Genomic DNA, 17,492 nt, shown 5'->3' on the forward strand with positions numbered 1-17,492 from the left:
ACGCGCGCGGTTCAATCCGACCAGAGTGCCGGATCGTTCCAGGCATCTGGGACAACGAGACGCCCGGACACGGCGACGGCAGCGTCATCTAGCGAAACCGACTGCCAGGCCTCCTTCCACGCAACCGGGATCGGACAGGGTGTTTCGACAAGGTCGTCGGACTTGAACCTGAAACGTCCATAGTATTGCGGGTCCCCGAGAACAAACACCTGCGAAAACGTTGCTCTCAGGCGATCGAAACCGGCGTGCACCAGGGCGGAGCCGATCCCTGCTTTCTGAAGCCCGGGCGTCACGCAGAGCGGGCCAAGCAAGGCAACGCCGATGCCGCTCGGATCGACCTTGCAAGGTGTAAAGATCACGTGCCCGACGGTCCTTTCGCCGGAAACCGCCACGAGAGACAGGACCGGCGCACTGCCGCCGAGCAGGTTTGAGACAAGGGGGAACAGGTCTTCGTCCGGAAAGGCGTCCAGATAAAGCTGCCGCAACGGTTCCAGATCTTGAGTTTCTGCCTGTTTGATCTCGACATCCGGCATCACACTCTTCTCCCGGGTTTTCCTCAGCGGTCACGTGCCGCCTGGAGCTTGAAACACTCCCAGCTTCTCTGCCCAAGATCATTGACACCCATCAAGCGATGCAAGCACTCACAAAGTATCGCCGGAAGCGTCGCTCTGCTGCCGTATGGATGACAGCACCAATGCCAAATGGGATTTGTGAATTTCGGCTGCAAGCTTTATGTCCCGCAGCGCGATTGCGCGCCGGATCATCGAGATTTCGTCACTCAGCGCGCGCACCTGTTCCGCAAAGTCCAGTTCGTCGAGAAGCAGGAACCAGAACCTTGCGGACTCGAAGAAAAGTTTCTCGTTAATCTCGCGCAGCACGTCGTTTTTCACGAGACCATGCAGGATGGTGTTAAGCCGGATGTTGATCTGAGCAAACTCACGCTTGTCACGGCTCTTGCCGACCATATCGCAGGCTGCAACCAAATCGGCGAGTTGCGCTTCGAGTTCATCGGAAAGCGGGAGTTGTTCGGAGTCGGCCAGCGCTTCCGTCAACCGCATCCGCACCAGGTAAACATCGTGCATTCTCTTCAGATCGATGCTCGTGACGGATGTTCCCTGCCCGTGCCTGCTCTCTATGAGGCCGTCCCGCTCAAGACGTTGCAGCACCGCCCGCATGGGGGTTCTGCTGATGCCGAATTCCGCTGCGAGTTCACGTTCGTTCAGACGGGCTTCCGGTGCATAGTCAAGGAGACAAATCCGCATGCGAAGGGTTTCAAAAATCTCTTCTTTGGTCATCGGGTTTCCCGGGCGCCTTCGTTGTTCCGCCATTCTGCAAGTTCACAGCACAGGCGCAGTTCATTTACAAGAACCAGGTCTTTGCTTGCGATAACGTCAGGTGCCTATTCGCATGACCGATTGAAGATCCTTCAGTAGAGCAATCACGCTTTGCGGAGTGATGCGGCCCGTGGCCGGATTCTCCGCGCTCGGCCGGTTTTGAATCTGCATGGTAAAGTCTGAACTGTCGGAGACGACCCGGACCGTGTGCAGGTTGCGGCTCAAGGCAGGATCCGCCCAAACCTCCATACGTGTTCTGTCCGGGCCAATCCCGGCCAGGCTGAGTGCCGCTGCCACATTCACGTTTGCCGGAAACTCGCGGGCCACTTCCGTCACCGATCCGGTGAGGATGCAGGCGGCTTCGGAGAGCTCGCTCAGGTCAAGACCCGTCTTTTGAAGATATGGCGCGTTTTGAAGGCCCGCGACGGGCTTGCGTGTCTCGATCGTTATCGACGTGATCGCGCCCTGGCTGACGGCTTTGATCGCATCCAGACCCAGCATTGCCCCTGAAGGCACAAGGATGCGCCCGCCGCTCCTGTCCGCCAGATCGATCAGGTCGCCCCGCCCAAGCAACTGGCTTGCCGACATGGCAACCAGCACCTTGCCGTTTTCAAGAACTGGCCGGGCAAGGCCTTCGAAACTTTCCGGCGGCAATGCTTCAACGACGAGATCGCATGCATCGGCAAGGCCGGCAAAGCTGAGAAAGCGCAACGGGACAGCAAACCTGGAGGCAATCTCTTCGGCGCGCCCGGCATTCCGGGCTGATACACCGGAAAGTTCGCATCCGGGAATGTCTCCATCGACGAGCGCTCTTGCGACCCCAAGTCCGATCGCACCCGTACCGGCAATGCCGATTTTCATGTGGTTTTCTCCAATTTGGCAATGTGGCAGCCAAGTTTTCAGGAACCGGTAACACGTTCAGCGCGCATGTCACCCGGCCGCCGGCGTGCTCCACGAAGCCGTGTTTTGGATGCTGCTGAGCTCTTGCCGTTTCGTGCGTGCCATCGCCACGGTTATCCGCTTGCGTTCCGACAGACGAATTCATGCGGCCCGGGGATCTGATGCGGCACCTGTAAATGGGCATCTGCTGCGCGTCTCCGACGGCAATTCGTCAAACTGTTTTCGATAGTAGGACGTAAACCTGCTCCAGTCCCAGAACCCTTCCTGCGCTGCGATATCACCTATGCTGGCATCTGCATAATTTTTGTCACGCAGCTTCCGGCGCGAATTGTTCAGACGAACGATCCGCGAATATTTCGCCGGTCCCATGTTGAGCAGTTTACCGAAGGCTTTTTCGATCGAGCGCCGTGAACCCAATCTTTCGAGTTGGCACGAATTCAACGGCTCCGCGTCCCCTTCATGTTCCAACAAAGCAGGTCTCGCCGCCTGAAAAAGCTCCAGTGCACGCGGCTTCTGATATGTGGAAAATGTCTGCTTCGACAGCCATTCAAAGATCAGGCCGGTTACCAGGCTCACCAGCAAATTGTCGCCAAAAGCCTGCCGACGTTTCAGGTTTCCGGGCAACTGCGAAGCCTCCAGCGCGACACGGCCGACTTCCCTCAGTCGATAGGCAAATACCTTCGTCTTCAAAAACTCTCCGTGCGCACGTGCTCCTTGCAGCCAGTCCGTGATCTCAGGCAGAAAGTCAGGAAACTCCCGCACTGCGCTTTTCCTGATTTTCACAGTCAGAAGAGTGCTTTCGGCCGGAAAAATCAGAACGTCCTCGCATCCGCGTGTCTGCAGGAGAACCCAGTCATTTTTCTTGTTTACACCGTTGAAAGAGAGATCTGGAGCCGGTGTATCGACAAACGTGCAGAAGGTCAGTTTGTCATCCTCAAGATGCACTTCCTTCTCGATCGTTTGGTTGCACCACTCCAGACAAAACGCGATACCGGGGAATTTGAGATCCAGCACTCGACCTGCAAAGCGACCTTCACTGAGTTGCACAATTCCTGTCGTGTCAGGGCAGCCAGACGTCAACCGGTCCAAATCGTATGGCTCCAGGTTCTGTAACACTGTGTTGAACGGCTGGCGTGCGCATTTTTCAGTCTTTTCGGCGGTCATTTGCTCCTCCCCGGTCCCAAATTCTGAGGAACCCGATCTTCGATGCTTTGGCTCGCGGCTCCTTCCACGCACTGAACTTCGCGGTTCAGGTGTTTGCGATCAGTCCGCTGATTTGACGGCACTCAGAAATTGCTGTGTGCGCTCCTTTTGCGGATTGCCAAAGAGCTCATCCGGCGTTCCCTGCTCCTCGATCTTTCCGCCGAAAAAGAAGCAGACCCGGTCGGAGATATCGCGCGCGAACCCCATCTGGTGGGTCACCATCAGCATTGTCAGACTGTGTGCGGACACGAGCTCTCGAATGACATTGGTGACTTCGCCGATCACTTCCGGGTCGAGGGCCGACGTGACCTCGTCGAAGAGCATGACCTTGGGGCGCATGGCGAGCGCCCTTGCGATCGCCACCCGCTGTTGCTGCCCGCCGGAAAGCCGCGAAGGGTGCTGATCGCGTTTTTCGATCATGCCGACCATCTCGAGCAGTTCTTCGGAACGCGCGCGCGCTTCCTGCTTCGTCAACCCAAGAACCTGTACCGGGCCCTCCATGCAGTTTTGCAGGGCCGTCATGTGCGGAAAAAGGTTGAAGTGCTGGAAGCACATTCCGATCGGCTCACGCGCCTTGCGTAGGTACCGCCGGTCGGCTGGGACCAGGGCTCCGTTCTTCGCCATGTGCGTGAGCGGTTTGCCATCCACATAGATGACACCCTTGTTGATCTCTTCCAGCATCAACATGCGCAGAACGGTCGTCTTGCCGGAACCGGAGGGGCCGATGATCGAGACCATTTCCCCTTCGGCAATGTCCAGGTTCAGGTTTTCCAGTACCGTGAGAGCACCGTATTGCTTGGTGACATTCATGAACCGGACCATGGGAATATCGGTCCCCTCCAGTTCGAGCGGATAGGCAGTCAGCTTGTCCATCAGTCGATTCCTATCCTGCGGCGCACCCAGTTCTCAAAAAGCCTGATCAGGCCAGCGGAAGGCAGGGAAATCGCCAGGAAAATGAGACCAACCAGCGTGAAAGGCTCCAGGAAACGGTAGTGCTCGGAACCAATCGCGTTGGCAGTGTGCATAAGTTCGGCAACCCCGATGACGGAGAGCATCGGCGTGTCCTTGAATATTCCGACGAGATAATTGCCCATGCCGGCGACCGAGGGTGGAAGAGCCTGCGGGATGATGACGCGGACATAGGTCTGGCGCATGGACATGCTCAAGGACGTGCACGCCTCCCATTGCCCCTTTGGAACGGATTCCAGCCCTCCCCGGTAAACCTCCGAGAGGTAAGCGGAATAGTGCAGACCGATCGCAATCATTCCCGCGGTCCACGGATCCAGCCGAATGCCGAACTGCGGTCCGACGTAAAACACGAAGAAGATCTGCAGCACGAGCGGTGTGGATCTTATGAATTCGACGAATTCGCGTACGATCCATGTCAGCGGCCGCAGTGGTGTTCTCTGTGCAAGCGCGAGAACCAGCCCGAGCACGACGGCTATCAGATAACCGGCTCCTGCCGCGATCAGCGTGTTGCCCGTCGCTTCAATGAGACGTGGCAGAATTTCCCAGGCAAAATCCCATCTCCAGTCGAACATCGTCTCAGGCCTTTCCGATCCGGCGTGCCATGGTGTGTTCGAGCCATCGCATCGAGGGGGTCAAAAGGAACCGCGCGAAAATGTAGTAGATGACCAGAGCGGTCCCAAACGCCTGTATGGAGAGAAAGGTCGTGCTGTTGACCTGCTTTGCCTCGAACATGAGATCGGTCACCGAAATCAGCGAGACCAGGGCTGTTGCCTTGAGCAGTTCGATCAGCAGGTTTCCCCAGCCCGGCAACATGATCACCAAGGCCTGCGGAAGAATGATGCGCCACATGCGCCGCGCCGGTGACATTGAAAGCGCATAGGCTGCTTCCCACTGCCCTTTCGGCACGGACCGGACCGCCCCACGCACAAGCTCTGCGCCGTAGGCGCCGAGATTCATGCCGACCGCAAGGAACCCCGCCGTGAATTTTTCCAGTGTCAGTCCGAACAAGGGCAGTACGAAGAAGATCCAGTAAAGCTGAACCAGAAGCGACGTTCCCCTGAACAGTTCGATGTACAGGGTCGCAACACCGCGGGCGGCCCAGTGGCGCGCCAGTTTCAGAAGCCCAAAGCTCAATGCGATGGCGATGGCCAACGCCGCGGACAGCAGGAATTGTGCGACCGTGATGAACGACCCGTCCAGAAAACGGCCGCCGAAATCAGCAAGGAAATCCGAGTAGGCCATGCGACCTCCGACTATCGGTTCGAAAAGGCGGGGCAACCACCCCACCCTTCCACGTCAACGGTTTGCGCAGATCCATTCGGTCTTCACGCTCGGATCCGGCAATTGGGATTTTCCGTACTTGAAAGGCGCGACGGCTTGCAGCATTGCATCGCTTCCAAGATGGTCGGCCTGTGCCGCGTTGAAGGCCTTCAGGAAGTCACCATCCTCCGACCGGAAACCGATACCCACCCAGTTTTTTGTCCAGTCAGGCAGGTCGTTCGGGTCCGTGACCTCAAGTTTTCCATCCGACTGTTCGGCAAGTCCAAGCAGGGTGAAATAGGTGGCGGCTCCGGCATCCGCACGACCGGCGCGCATGGCGGCGAGAATTTCGGTCGGCCCGGGCACCTGCATGATCCGGCTGTCTTCGACCCCTTCTTGCTTCGCGGCCTCAACGGTGTTGTAGCCGGCACCAGTGACCATGAGCGATCCGCTGTCCTTGATGTCGGCATAGCTGTTGATGTTCTTGGGATTACCTGCCTCAACCAGAAATGCATCACCAAAGATGCCCATCGGTTCGGAGAACGAGATGTTCTCGCAGCGGCTGCCGATAATGTACATGCCACCGGTAATGATATCGAAACGGCCAGCCTTCAGACCCGGGATCAGCCCGCCCCACTCCGTGACGACCGGTTCGATGTTTTCGTACCCCATCGCCTTCAGAACACCGAGGGCGTGCACGTTGGCAAATCCGAGCGGTTCGTTTCCGTCTCCCGGATAGGCCCAGGGGATTTCATTTGCAAACCCGATGCGGATAGATTCGCCAGCGTCAATGCGGTCCTGGATCGTGCCCGCGGAGGCTACAGACACAGCCCCCATCAGCATGATGGCGGCGGTAATCGACTTTCCAATATTTGTCATAGGTCTGTTCCCTTGTGTGAAGGTGTTTGATCCCCTAATGACATAAAGGTATACCAATTATGTGCGCCATTGCAACAAACAGCCTTTAGTTTTTGTGTTTTCAGTCATTTTTGCAGATTTTTGCGTTGTTTATGACATATTTTTCTTGTAACCTCGCAATCATAAATTCAAAGGTGCACCTATCTAATAGCCTTCCTTGTGCTTGCGCTTCCGCCACCGACTTGAAAAGAGGGATATGCACATGCCACTTGAACCCGCCGCTGTGCCTGACATCAGCCGGACCGTCCGGGTGCTTCCTTTTCACGGGCATGAGCAAGGTGTCTTGTGCGCAGCCTTCGGAAGCCGCCGGAAAGGGGACGCCTGAATGCTCGAACACGCAAAACGGAAGACGGAGGAGCTGCAGCGGCGCATGCACGATGAAAACATCGAGCTTGCGGTATTCACGGATGAAAGCTCCATTGCGTATCTCGCCGGCTTCTGGGGCTACCTTGGCGTTGAATTCGGCCGACCGACCCTGCTGGTTGTCCGCCGTAACGGTGCGCCTACCGTCATCACGCCGCTGATGGAAAGCGAAATGGTGTCTGCGATGACCTGGGTCGAGGATGTCAGGGTCTGGGAAGATGCCGGGCAGCGAAACTGGGGACGTGTCCTTGCAGAAGTGGTGGGCAGCGCGCCGGACGAAATCTGGGTAGAACGGAATTCCATTCCGGCGATCGTCCGCAACTTCCTCGATGACACCTTTTCAGCTTCACCGCTCAGAGACATTTCCCCTGTTCTGGGTGGGATGCGCATGATCAAGACCGAATTCGAGATTGGCGTCATGAAAGAAGCCGGACAGATCGCCGGTGCGATGATGGAAGCTGCGCACGACTCTTTGCGCGAAGGCGCACTGGAATACGAGTCCGCACTTGCCGTGATTGAGGCCGGGTCACGGAAAGCGGCCGGTTTCCTGACGAACATGGGCTGGGATCGCTTCGTGTCGCCGATGATCCACAATCTACAAATCATGCAGAGCGGCTCGGACACATCCATGGTGCACAGGCGTGCGGGCATCAAACCCTACCAGAGGTACGATCCGGTCTATTTCTGCTTTTGCAATATGGCCCAGTTCAAGCAATACAAACTCGGCTTCGACCGGATGTTTCACATCGGCGATGTCACGGACGAGGCCCGCGACGTGCAAGAAGCTGCCATTTCGGCGCAGCAGGCAGCAATCGCCGCGATACGTCCCGGTGTTCCGGCCGAAGAGGTCGCCATGGCCGCCAACGAAGTATACCGCGAGCGCGGCTATCAGACGGGCTACCGCACGGGCCGATCCATTGGTGTCGCCTATCTTGAAGCGCCTGAACTGAAAGAAGGCGACAAGACCGTTCTCAAGCCAGGAATGACTTTCGCCGTTGACGGTGGCATTTCGATCGACGGTGTCACTGCAGGGCGCATCGGCGATTCCGTTGTCGTTACAGACACGGGATCCGACTACATCACCGAGTATCCGCGCTCGATCCTGCTGAGCAGACACTGAAGACTCATGCACGGCCTTTCTTCACCAACGACCCCAGGACTTCAATGCCATGGATAACACCAGACCGTTTCCGGCAAGCGAGCTCAAGCAACGCCTGCACCGCGCCTGCAGCGCCCTTTCCGACAACGGCCTCGACGGCATTCTCATATCCGTTCCAGAGAGCATTTACTGGCTGACGGGACTGGACCACTGGGGTTTCTTCGCTGCGCATGTTCTCGTCCTGAACCGCAGTGGCGACATGGCGCTGTGCTGCCGGGCGATGGAGAAGATCACCGTTCACAACCAGGTTGAAAACGCTGCCTTTTACGGACATCAGGATCATGAAGAGCTTTCAGATGCCGTCCTTGGTGCTGTCTCGGATCTCGGGCTGAAAGGCGGGCGCGTCGGAATTGAAAAACGCAGCCTGTTTCTGACACCGCGCCATGCGGAGCTGATCCAGGACGGCGATGCCCACTGGGTGGACGCTTCGGGCATCATCGACGATCTTCGGCAGGTTAAATCCGCGCTGGAGATGGACTACACGCGCAAGGCTGCAAGGGCCGTCGATCTTGGTACCCTTGCGGCCGTCGACGCCGTCCGCGAAGGGGCGAGTGACTATGAGATCGCGGCTGCCTATCACGATCGGATGATCCGCGAGGGCAGCGAGTATCCCGGCTTTGGCCCCTTTATCAGACCCACGACACGGCTCGGAGAAGAGCACACCACCTGGCGCGGCGAGGTCTTTCAAAACGGCGATGCCGTCTTTCTGGAAACCTGCGCCGCCTACCGCAAATACCAGGCACCGATGGGACGGCTGGCCTATATCGGCAATGCCCCGAAAGGCGCGGAAACGTCCGCCGAACTGGCAATCGACGGAATGAAGGCTATTTGCGCCGCTTTGAAGCCGGGCGGCAAGGCCGGAGATGCCTATAGTGCGTGGCGCGAGGTTGCCGCATCGGCCGGTCTTCATGACTATGAGCGTCATCATTGCGGCTACATGGTCGGCATCGGATTTCCGCCGAGCTGGACAGGAGGTTCCATGGTTACATCACTCTTTCCCAACTCCGACCGCATATTGGAAACCGGCATGGTGTTCCACGCGCACAGCTGGTTCACCAACACGGATGTTGTCGACTACTTCATCTCCAACACTGTTCTCCTGACTGAGAACGGTGCTGAAATACTCACCGGCAGAACGCCCGAGACCCTCATCATTTGTTGAGAGGTTGACACACGAGGCACTGCGGAGGCGCGGCATCGGGCCGGCCTGTCAGGAGACAAACGATGAAACCGCTGCAGAAACAGACCTTGCAAGGCGTCTGTGACCAGATGGCCTGCCATGACTGGTCCGAAGCTGAACTGAATGAGCTGATCAACCCGAAGATGGGCATCATCACCGGCTTTCAGAACCTGCTTGAAGAGCTGGAGATTCTTCGCAAGACAGATCTGGGCACGACACCCCCGGCGCTTGGCGTTCAGAAACGATAAATGACGACAGATCCCGCCTTTGAAGATATCCGGTCCTTGAGAGCTTTGCTCACATCCGGAAAGATTTCACCGCCGGAACTGGTGTCCGTCTTCGCGGAGCGCATTGGCCAGCATAATGCCGTCTCCCGGGCATTCATCACCGTGACATCGGCAGAGGCGGCAGAAAACGCGGCGTCACTTTCAAACGACGACCTGTCACAGTCATCGCTGGCCGGCATTCCCTACGCGAGCAAGGATCTCATCGATGTCGCAGGTGTGAATACAACCGCAGGATCACGCGTTTTCCATGACAGGATTGCCCGGGAGGATGCTTTCGTTATCGCGCGCCTGCGCGGCGCCGGTGCGATAAGCATGGGCAAAACCAACCTTCATGAATTCGCCTACGGCGCCACTGGCGAAAACGATGTCTACGGAACCTGCGTGAACGCCTATGACACAACGCGATTGGCCGGCGGGTCCTCGAGCGGCTCTGCGGCAGCGGTTGCCTTCGGCCTGGTTCCGGCGGCCCTTGGCACGGATACGGGCGGTTCCGTGCGCGCACCTGCCGCACTGAACGGCCTTGTCGGGCTCAAACCGACAATCGGCCGGGTTCCGACCCGGGGGATCGTGCCCTACTGCTGGACACTCGACCATGTCGGCATCATCACGCGAACGATCGCCGACAGTGCGGACCTGCTCGAGGCGATCTCCGGCCACGATCCCAGGGACCCTGCGTCCGCCAATCTGCCGTTCGAAGCCTATTCCGATGCGCTTGGACTGGATGTTTCGGGCATCAAGGTCGGCATACCGGCGGATTTTTTCTTCGACCGGTGCGATCCGCAGATACTGGAGGCACTGGAACGCGTGAAAACGCATCTGATCCGACGGGGAGCTGAGCTTGTGCCTGTGACGTTTCCGGACATGGAACAGACGCGAACAGTGTCTCTTACCGTTCAGATGCCGGAGGCACTCAGCGCGCATTCCGCGTATCTGGAAACGCGCGGTGACCTTTACAGCGCGGATTTTCGGGCTGGACTGGCCGTCGGACAGTGCATCCTCGCGGAACACTACGTGAAAGCCAAAAGGTTCATTGAAACCTACCGGCAGCAGACCAACGCTCTTTTCGATCAGGTCGATGTCATACTGACACCCGCGACGCCCGAAATCGCGCAGAAGGTCGGAACCGTCAGCACCCGGCGTGACGGCATTGACGAGGCAATCGGCAATGCGATCACGCGCTACACGACGTTTTTCAACATGACCGGGCACCCTGCCCTTACGATGCCCTGCGGCATGCATTCGGAGGGACTTCCCATCGGCTTGCAACTGATTGGACGTTACTTTGAAGAAAAAACCGTGTTCCGCGTTGCGCACGACATCGAACGCAACGCGGCCTTTTCCATACCGCTTCCGGCAGTCGACTGACGCCCCCTTGCCTCGAACGCTACCAGAACACTCCGGCGGTCTACGCCTTCGTGATGGAATTCCCGCCGTCGCACAGCAGTGCAGACCCGGTTACAAAGGAGCCGGCATCGCTCAGGAGGAAGAGCGCGGCCCGTGCAATTTCCTCCGGTTCTGCCATGCGCTTCAGGGCATGCAATCCCGCGACATGATCGTGAAAAGCCGGATCATCTCCCGCCATTTCGGTTTTGGTGCCGCCCGGCAACAATGCATTGACACGAATGTTCTGCGGACCGCATTCAACAGCGAGTACCTGCGTCAGCCCGGTCAGACCGGCCTTGGAGGCCGCATAGGCGGACATGCCCGGCAGGCCGATCGTATGACCGACAAAGGTGGATGTGAACACGATCGATCCGCCACCCGATCCGGCCATTGCGGGGATCTGATGCTTTGCGGCCAGAAAGGAGCTGGTGAGGTTGGTTGCCAGAACCCGGTTCCAGTTTTCCAGGCTCAGATCGGAGACCGGCCCCATGTCACCGAGCATGCCGGCATTGTTGAACGCGCCATCCAGCCGGCCGAAGGTTTCCAGTGCCGCGCTGACTGCGGCTTCAGCAAATGCGGGATCTGCAACGTCGCCTGCGAACACCTTGATGCGGGACGTTGCTTCCGGCAATTCGGCCCTGAGCTCTTCAAGCCTGTCCTTTCGCCTTGCAGCAAGAACGAGATTGGCGCCCTCACCTGCAAACATCCGTGCCGCAGCAGCGCCGATGCCGCTGCTGGCGCCCGTGATCAGAATTGTTTTTCCGCTTAGCATAGGGAGCTCCTCTTGGTTGTGAGGCGCTCTAACTGAACCTGAAAGTGTCCGGATGAAACCCGATTTGCGAGGCCGGTCCGGCTCAGCCGCCGTGGTCCTTGTCGCGGTCCGCTATGTTGTCGAGATCCGTGTCGCATTCATCGCCATCGTCGTCGAGGGCCATGTTCTCATCGGCCATCACGAGCTTGCGGTGCGCGCGCCACGAAACCGGGATCGCCAGCAGGTAAAGAACTGCGGCGCCCGCCACCATGCGGAAGGGATAGCTGACCGTCAGCGCCACGATCAGGACGGCCACAACGATCAGGGGCAGAACGTAGTCGCGGCGGACCCTCGTGCCGAGCGTCTTGCCGGAGAAAGTCGGCAGTCTGCTGATGACCAGGAAGGCGATGCCAACCGTATAGGCGGCAACGAACGCGGCATCAGCGAACCAGTGCGGAAACAATCCGAGAAAGTCGAGATAAAGCGGCAGCAGCACCGTCAGTGCACCGGCCGGGGCCGGGACACCCGTGAAGAACCGTGACGTCCAGGCCGGCTTGTTCGGGTCGTCCAGTGCAACGTTGAAGCGGGCCAGCCGCAGGGCCATCGAGATTGCAAAGATCAGGGCCGCAATCCAGCCGAGGTTTCCGGCATCCTTGAGCAACCAGAGATACAGCATTAGCGCCGGAACCACGCCGAAATTCACGAAGTCGGACAGGGAATCCAGCTCTGCGCCAAATCGTGAGGTGCCCTTCATCAAACGCGCAACACGGCCATCAAGACCATCCAGAACCGCTGCAAGGATGACAGCGCCGACCGCAAATTCCCAGCGGCCGTCAAAGGCCATGCGCACGGCGGTCAAACCCGAACAGAGCGCGAGCAGCGTGACCATGTTCGGCACGATGAGGCGCATCGGCACGCGGCGGAACCGGGGCGTCTGACGGCTCTTGCTGGCGCTGCTGTCCTTGCTCTCGGCCACCGTCTACCTCAACTCACACGCGTCAGGGGCTGTGCCGGTGACTGGGGCTGCGCGAGATCCGCGAGGACCGTCTCACCGGCAATCATGGTCTGGCCGAGCGCCACTTTCGGCTGGGTGCCGGCAGGAAAATACACATCAAGACGCGACCCGAAACGAATCAGGCCAAAGCGATCCCCGGCGGAGAGCGTTTCACCTTCACGGACGAAACAAACGATCCTGCGCGCCACCAGCCCGGCGATCTGCACGACGCCGATCTGCGTTTCGCCCATGATGATGACGAGACCGTTGCGTTCATTGTCCTCGCTGGCCTTGTCGAGTTCGGCATTGAGGAACTTCCCGGCCCTGTAGGCGACGCGCTCGATCTTGCCGCCCACGGGGGCCCGGTTCACATGGCAGTTGAACACGTTCATGAAGATCGAAACACGCATCAACGGTTCGCTGCCGATTTCAAGCTCCTGCGGCGGCCTGACGAGGCCGACATGACTTACGACACCGTCCGCCGGTGAGATCACAAGACCTTCACCCACCGGTGTGACCCGTTTCGGATCGCGGAAGAAATAGCAAACCCAGCCGGTGACGAAGAGCCCGATCCAGAAAAGAGGATCGACGAACCAACCGACAACCAGTGTCGCAACGAGCGAAATGGCAATAAACGGCCACCCTTCCCGATGGATCGGGACCATGGCTTTGGTGACGGTATCGACAATCGACATCAAGATCTTCCGAATTCAAGGTAAGAACAACGAATGCAATCCCGCAGCCATGCGCTGAAACCCGCTCCGGGGCATGCGCTCCTTGCGCTGCAGTACTCTCTCCGCTTCTAGAGGCTTTTTCACCCGATGAGAACCTGCCCGCACTGATTTTCCTGCGGTTTTCTGAAAACCGGCTTCGGAAAGACGGATCACTCCGCCGCCTTCCGATAGTCCATTTCCCAATAGGCAGGCCGGCCGTATTTGGAGATCAGGAAATCGACCAGTTTCGTCACCTTGGGCGGGATGAACCTGGCAGGAGGATAGACTGCATAAATGTTCCCGGTCCGCGCCACCGGATAGTTCTCCATCACGGCAACGAGCCTGCCGTCCCGGAGATCTTCCCACACATGCGCCAGGGACTTGACCGTAAGACCAAGTCCGTAAATGGCGGCATCATATGCAAAATCACCGCTGTCACCGGAAATGACCGGTTCTTCCAGATGATAGGCAATCTCGCCTTCCGGTCCTTCGAAATACCAGACAGGCATCGGATCGAAGCCGACGCAGTCGTGATTGCGCAGATCTTCCGGTGATCTTGGAACGCCCTTGCGTTCAAGGTAATCCGGGCTCGCACACAGAACGCGCGGGTTGCCGCCGAGCTTGCGGGCGATCAGACTGGAATCAGGCAAGGGCGCGCCCCGGATCGCCATGTCGTAGCCTTCGGCGACCAGATCGACAATCCTGTCGGTCATATCCACTTCCAGCCTCAGTTCGGGGTAAAGCTCCCTGAATTCAGGAATGTACGGCAGGATGTGCTTGCGCCCGAAAAAGACGTTCAGCGACATGCGCAGCATGCCGCGTGGTGCATCCTCGGCAGCGTCGATCAAGGCGCGCGCGCGGTCCATCTCGCCCAAGGCATTGCTCGTGTGGCGGAGAAAGACCTGCCCCGCTTCTGTCAGGCCAGTGCGCCGCGTGGTCCTGGCAACGAGCTGGGAACCGAGTTCCTTCTCAAGATTGCTCAACCGGCTGCTGGCCGCCGACGGTGACAGGCCGAACTCCCTGCCTGCGGCAGACAGGCTGCCAAGTTCAGCCACACGTTTGAAGAACTTCAGATCATCGAGTCGCATTATTCGAAACTTTCGAAAGATATCTTCCAGATTAGCCCAATTCTTCGAAAGTTCGCAACATGAGATAAAGCCTCCACAGACAAAAGGAGCCTGTCATGATCCATACCGGCAACATCTACGAAACACGTGCCCGCGCTGCCCGCAACAAGGAGCTGAGAGGTCTGGCAAGGGTTGTCACGAATTTTCTCTTCGGTGGCGCTCCGAACCGGCAAACCCGGAGAAATGCGCCCGCAAACGACATCGGTGCCGCCGAAGAAAGTGCGCGCACAACCGACCGCGCGGCCTGACGGCGATAAGCTTCCGTTTCGTCAAGAAGTCCGGCCGTCGGACGCACCTGGTTTTTTTGAAATTCGACGCTTGTCTTGGGACGCGCCGCCTGCAACATAGGCGGCATTCTCAGGGCGGGGTGAAAGTCCCCACCGGCGGTATGCAGTGCGCTGCGAGCCCGCGAGCGCCTTCCCCACGGAAGGGTCAAGCAGATCAGGTGAGATGCCTGGGCCGACGGTTACAGTCCGGAAGAAAGAGAAACAGCGCTCGGATCGCGCCGATCCGGGCCGCTGGTGATCGCCTTGGGTGACGTGTCGCAAACAAGGGAGATCACCAATGACACACACCCGCTATGCCTTCATCAAGGCCGGTTGGCATTCCGATATTGTCGACCAGGCGCTCGAAGGCTTTCAACAGATCATACCAGCCGAAAACATTGACGTGTTCGACGTTCCCGGTGCTTTCGAAATGCCGCTTGCGGCAAAAACCCTCGCGAAAACAGGCAAGTACGCGGCCATTGCTGCGGCGGCGCTCGTCGTTGACGGCGGCATCTACAGACACGACTTCGTTGCGCAGGCCGTGGTGACGGGTCTGATGCAGGCAGGCCTCGAAACGGATGTTCCAGTCCTGTCCGTCTCGCTGACACCGCACCATTTCCAGGAAACGGACCATCACACGGCAATCTACCGTGAGCATTTCGTGCTGAAGGGCCGTGAGGCGGCCAAGGCCGCGCTTCAGATCAGCACGTTCCGGCAACAATTGAGCGCCTGAGCCAGCTCCCGGAGAGGGGCAGCGCGCTCCTTGCCGGGATCCCGCTATTTCGCCGGGATGTAATCCGCGGTTCTGCCGCGTGTGACAATTCCCAACTCGTCGTTTTCCCGCGCCGCCCGCAAACGTTCCTCGGCCTCGTCGGCTTCGCGCTGTCGTGCCCACATGGAGGCGTAAAGACCGTTCTTGTCCAGCAATTTGGCATGTGTGCCGCGCTCGGCGATTTCCCCCGCTTCGAGCACAATGATCTGATCCGCATTCACGACCGTCGATAGGCGGTGTGCAATGACAAGCGTCGTGCGGTTTTTCGCAACCTGATCCAGTGCGGACTGGATCTCCCGCTCAGTGTGGGTGTCGAGCGCCGATGTCGCCTCATCGAGAATGAGGATTGGCGGAGCCTTCAGGATCGTTCGCGCAATCGCAACCCGTTGTTTTTCACCACCCGAGAGCTTCAATCCCCGCTCGCCGACTTCCGATGCATAACCTTTCGGCAACCGTTCGATGAAGTCGTGGATCTGTGCCATGCGGGCGGCTTCGCGCACCTCGTCATCTGTCGCATCCGGGCGTCCATAGCGGATGTTGTAGGCGATGGTATCGTTGAAGAGGACCGTGTCCTGCGGCACCATTCCAATGACGTGGCGCACGCTTTCCTGGGTGACGTCTCTCAGATCCTGGCCGTCGATTTCAACTGCACCACCGGTGACATCGTAGAACCGGAACAACAGGCGCGAAATGGTCGACTTGCCGGCGCCCGAAGGACCGACAATGGCAATCGTCTTGCCAGCCGGCACCTCGAAGTCAACGCCCTTCAGGATCGGGCGATCCGAATCGTAGTGAAACTTCACATCCTTGAAGGCGATCTTGCCGCCAACGGCGTTCAACGGTCCTGCACCGTCCTTGTCCTTTATTTCAGCCGGAACCAGCAGCAGATCAAACATGGATTCAATGTCGGCCAGACCCTGCCGGATCTCCCTGTACAGAAAACCGATGAAATTGAGCGGGATGGAGATCTGCATCAACAGCGCATTGATCAGAACAAAGTCGCCAATGTTCTGTTCACCGGACATGACCGCTCTTGCCGAAAGCGCCATGCAGACCGCCATGCCGATACCCAGGATCACCGCCTGCCCGAGATTGAGCCAGGCAAGAGACGTCCAGGTTTTCGTTGCTGCCTTCTCGTATTTCGCCATGGAGACGTCAAAGCGCGCGGCCTCCATTTTTTCATTGCCGAAATACTTGACCGTCTCGAAGTTCAGGAGGCTGTCGATCGCCTTGGAATTGGCGTCGGTATCGCTCTCGTTCATTTCCCGGCGGATTCCAATGCGCCAGTTCGAGCATTTGATCGTGAACCAGACATAGGCAATGATCATCACGGCGACGATGACAACGTAATTGAAGCCGAACTGGTACCAGATGACAGCCGCCATGATGGCGAACTCGAAAACAGTGGGGATGCCGTTCAGGATCGTGAAACGGACGATGGATTCGATCCCCTTGACCCCGCGTTCGATTACCCGGCTGAGGCCGCCCGTCCGCCTCGCAAGGTGAAACCTCAAGGAAAGCTGATGCAGATGCCGAAAGGTCAGAATGGCCAGTTGGCGAACGGCATGCTGTCCAACGCGCGCGAAAAGGGCGTCCCTCAACTGGTTGAACGCGACGGCGAGAAAGCGCGCCGCGTTATAGGCGAGGACAAGCATGACGGGCGCGACCAGAAAGGCGGGCAATCCGGTCTCGGTGCCGGTCAGCGCATCCGTCGACCAGGCAAAGAAATAGGGCGAAAACACCGTCACGATCTTAGCGATGATGAGGGCAAAGAGCGCAAGAAGAACGCGTCGCTTCAGGTCGGGCCTGTCCGACGGCCAGATATAGGGCCACAAATTGCTGAGTGTCGACAGCGTATTGCCCTCGTCGGCGCTGACAGCTTTCTGCGCCTGAGGACCCTGGCTGCCTCCAAC

19 protein-coding genes and 1 riboswitch are annotated in these 17,492 nt (G+C 58.3%); of the genes, 6 read left to right on the forward strand and 13 right to left on the reverse strand.

Annotated features, from left to right (window positions below):
- Window positions 1–11: 11 nt before the first annotated feature.
- From RDA78_RS24485 to RDA78_RS24520, 8 genes are all read right to left on the reverse strand, one after another.
- Window positions 12–533: a GNAT family N-acetyltransferase gene (locus RDA78_RS24485; protein WP_434052373.1), complete on the reverse strand. Its 522-nt coding sequence runs from the start codon at window positions 531–533 to the stop codon at window positions 12–14.
- A gap of 108 nt (window positions 534–641) precedes the next feature.
- Window positions 642–1,295 carry a GntR family transcriptional regulator gene (locus tag RDA78_RS24490; RefSeq protein ID WP_434052374.1) on the reverse strand — a complete coding sequence of 218 codons (654 nt, stop codon included), beginning with the start codon at window positions 1,293–1,295 and terminating at the stop codon, window positions 642–644.
- A gap of 96 nt (window positions 1,296–1,391) precedes the next feature.
- Window positions 1,392–2,195 (reverse strand): aspartate dehydrogenase, encoded by an 804-nt coding sequence (locus tag RDA78_RS24495; protein ID WP_434052375.1) that lies wholly within the window; start codon window positions 2,193–2,195, stop codon window positions 1,392–1,394.
- A gap of 180 nt (window positions 2,196–2,375) precedes the next feature.
- A complete protein-coding gene (locus tag RDA78_RS24500; protein WP_434052376.1) occupies window positions 2,376–3,398 on the reverse strand; it encodes a helix-turn-helix domain-containing protein in 1,023 nt (340 codons plus the stop codon).
- A 99-nt stretch (window positions 3,399–3,497) separates the two neighbouring features.
- On the reverse strand, window positions 3,498–4,310 hold the full coding sequence (ehuA, locus tag RDA78_RS24505) for an ectoine/hydroxyectoine ABC transporter ATP-binding protein EhuA (protein WP_434052377.1): 813 nt from the start codon (window positions 4,308–4,310) through the stop codon (window positions 3,498–3,500).
- A complete protein-coding gene (gene ehuD / locus RDA78_RS24510) occupies window positions 4,310–4,978 on the reverse strand; it encodes an ectoine/hydroxyectoine ABC transporter permease subunit EhuD (RefSeq protein WP_434052378.1) in 669 nt (222 codons plus the stop codon). The genes ehuA and ehuD overlap by 1 nt, the downstream gene beginning before the upstream one ends.
- 4 nt (window positions 4,979–4,982) lie before the next feature.
- Window positions 4,983–5,648, reverse strand: a complete 666-nt coding sequence (gene ehuC / locus RDA78_RS24515; RefSeq protein WP_434052379.1) for an ectoine/hydroxyectoine ABC transporter permease subunit EhuC — start codon at window positions 5,646–5,648, stop codon at window positions 4,983–4,985.
- Window positions 5,649–5,702: 54 nt separating this feature from the next.
- Window positions 5,703–6,545, reverse strand: a complete 843-nt coding sequence (locus RDA78_RS24520) for a transporter substrate-binding domain-containing protein (protein WP_434052380.1) — start codon at window positions 6,543–6,545, stop codon at window positions 5,703–5,705.
- Between the two features lie 364 nt (window positions 6,546–6,909).
- Here RDA78_RS24520 and RDA78_RS24525 point away from each other — a divergent pair, with 364 nt between their 5' ends.
- From RDA78_RS24525 to RDA78_RS24540, 4 genes are all read left to right on the forward strand, one after another.
- Window positions 6,910–8,067, forward strand: a complete 1,158-nt coding sequence (locus tag RDA78_RS24525; RefSeq protein ID WP_434052381.1) for a M24 family metallopeptidase — start codon at window positions 6,910–6,912, stop codon at window positions 8,065–8,067.
- A gap of 49 nt (window positions 8,068–8,116) precedes the next feature.
- Window positions 8,117–9,268 (forward strand): M24 family metallopeptidase, encoded by a 1,152-nt coding sequence (locus RDA78_RS24530; RefSeq protein ID WP_434052382.1) that lies wholly within the window; start codon window positions 8,117–8,119, stop codon window positions 9,266–9,268.
- A 62-nt stretch (window positions 9,269–9,330) separates the two neighbouring features.
- Entirely contained in the window at window positions 9,331–9,534 is a 204-nt protein-coding gene (locus tag RDA78_RS24535) for a hypothetical protein (RefSeq protein WP_434052383.1), read from the forward strand.
- Window positions 9,535–10,938 (forward strand): amidase, encoded by a 1,404-nt coding sequence (locus tag RDA78_RS24540; RefSeq protein WP_434052384.1) that lies wholly within the window; start codon window positions 9,535–9,537, stop codon window positions 10,936–10,938.
- Between the two features lie 40 nt (window positions 10,939–10,978).
- Here RDA78_RS24540 and RDA78_RS24545 read toward each other — a convergent pair whose 3' ends face one another.
- The 4 genes from RDA78_RS24545 to RDA78_RS24560 all read right to left on the reverse strand — a co-directional run bounded on the left by RDA78_RS24545 (window position 10,979) and on the right by RDA78_RS24560 (window position 14,502).
- Window positions 10,979–11,728: an SDR family oxidoreductase gene (locus RDA78_RS24545; RefSeq protein WP_434052385.1), complete on the reverse strand. Its 750-nt coding sequence runs from the start codon at window positions 11,726–11,728 to the stop codon at window positions 10,979–10,981.
- 82 nt (window positions 11,729–11,810) lie between these two features.
- The gene (locus RDA78_RS24550; RefSeq protein ID WP_434056203.1) at window positions 11,811–12,623 is read right to left on the reverse strand and encodes a CDP-alcohol phosphatidyltransferase family protein; all 813 of its coding nucleotides are present in this window, start codon (window positions 12,621–12,623) and stop codon (window positions 11,811–11,813) included.
- 68 nt (window positions 12,624–12,691) lie between these two features.
- Window positions 12,692–13,396 (reverse strand): phosphatidylserine decarboxylase, encoded by a 705-nt coding sequence (locus RDA78_RS24555; RefSeq protein ID WP_434052386.1) that lies wholly within the window; start codon window positions 13,394–13,396, stop codon window positions 12,692–12,694.
- A 188-nt stretch (window positions 13,397–13,584) separates the two neighbouring features.
- Window positions 13,585–14,502: a LysR family transcriptional regulator gene (locus tag RDA78_RS24560; RefSeq protein WP_434052387.1), complete on the reverse strand. Its 918-nt coding sequence runs from the start codon at window positions 14,500–14,502 to the stop codon at window positions 13,585–13,587.
- A 95-nt stretch (window positions 14,503–14,597) separates the two neighbouring features.
- Here RDA78_RS24560 and RDA78_RS24565 point away from each other — a divergent pair, with 95 nt between their 5' ends.
- The gene (locus tag RDA78_RS24565) at window positions 14,598–14,789 is read left to right on the forward strand and encodes a hypothetical protein (RefSeq protein WP_434052388.1); all 192 of its coding nucleotides are present in this window, start codon (window positions 14,598–14,600) and stop codon (window positions 14,787–14,789) included.
- A 101-nt stretch (window positions 14,790–14,890) separates the two neighbouring features.
- Window positions 14,891–15,034, forward strand: a riboswitch (FMN riboswitch).
- Window positions 15,035–15,105: 71 nt separating this feature from the next.
- On the forward strand, window positions 15,106–15,540 hold the full coding sequence (locus RDA78_RS24570; protein WP_434052389.1) for a 6,7-dimethyl-8-ribityllumazine synthase: 435 nt from the start codon (window positions 15,106–15,108) through the stop codon (window positions 15,538–15,540).
- A gap of 44 nt (window positions 15,541–15,584) precedes the next feature.
- Here the strand turns inward: RDA78_RS24570 and RDA78_RS24575 are convergent, their stop codons facing one another.
- Window positions 15,585–17,432 (reverse strand): ABCB family ABC transporter ATP-binding protein/permease, encoded by a 1,848-nt coding sequence (locus RDA78_RS24575; RefSeq protein ID WP_434056204.1) that lies wholly within the window; start codon window positions 17,430–17,432, stop codon window positions 15,585–15,587.
- Window positions 17,433–17,492 lie beyond the last annotated feature (60 nt).

The sequence above is a fragment of the Roseibium sp. genome (assembly GCF_051016195.1).
In the GTDB taxonomy this organism is placed as follows: Bacteria; Pseudomonadota; Alphaproteobacteria; order Rhizobiales; family Stappiaceae; genus Roseibium.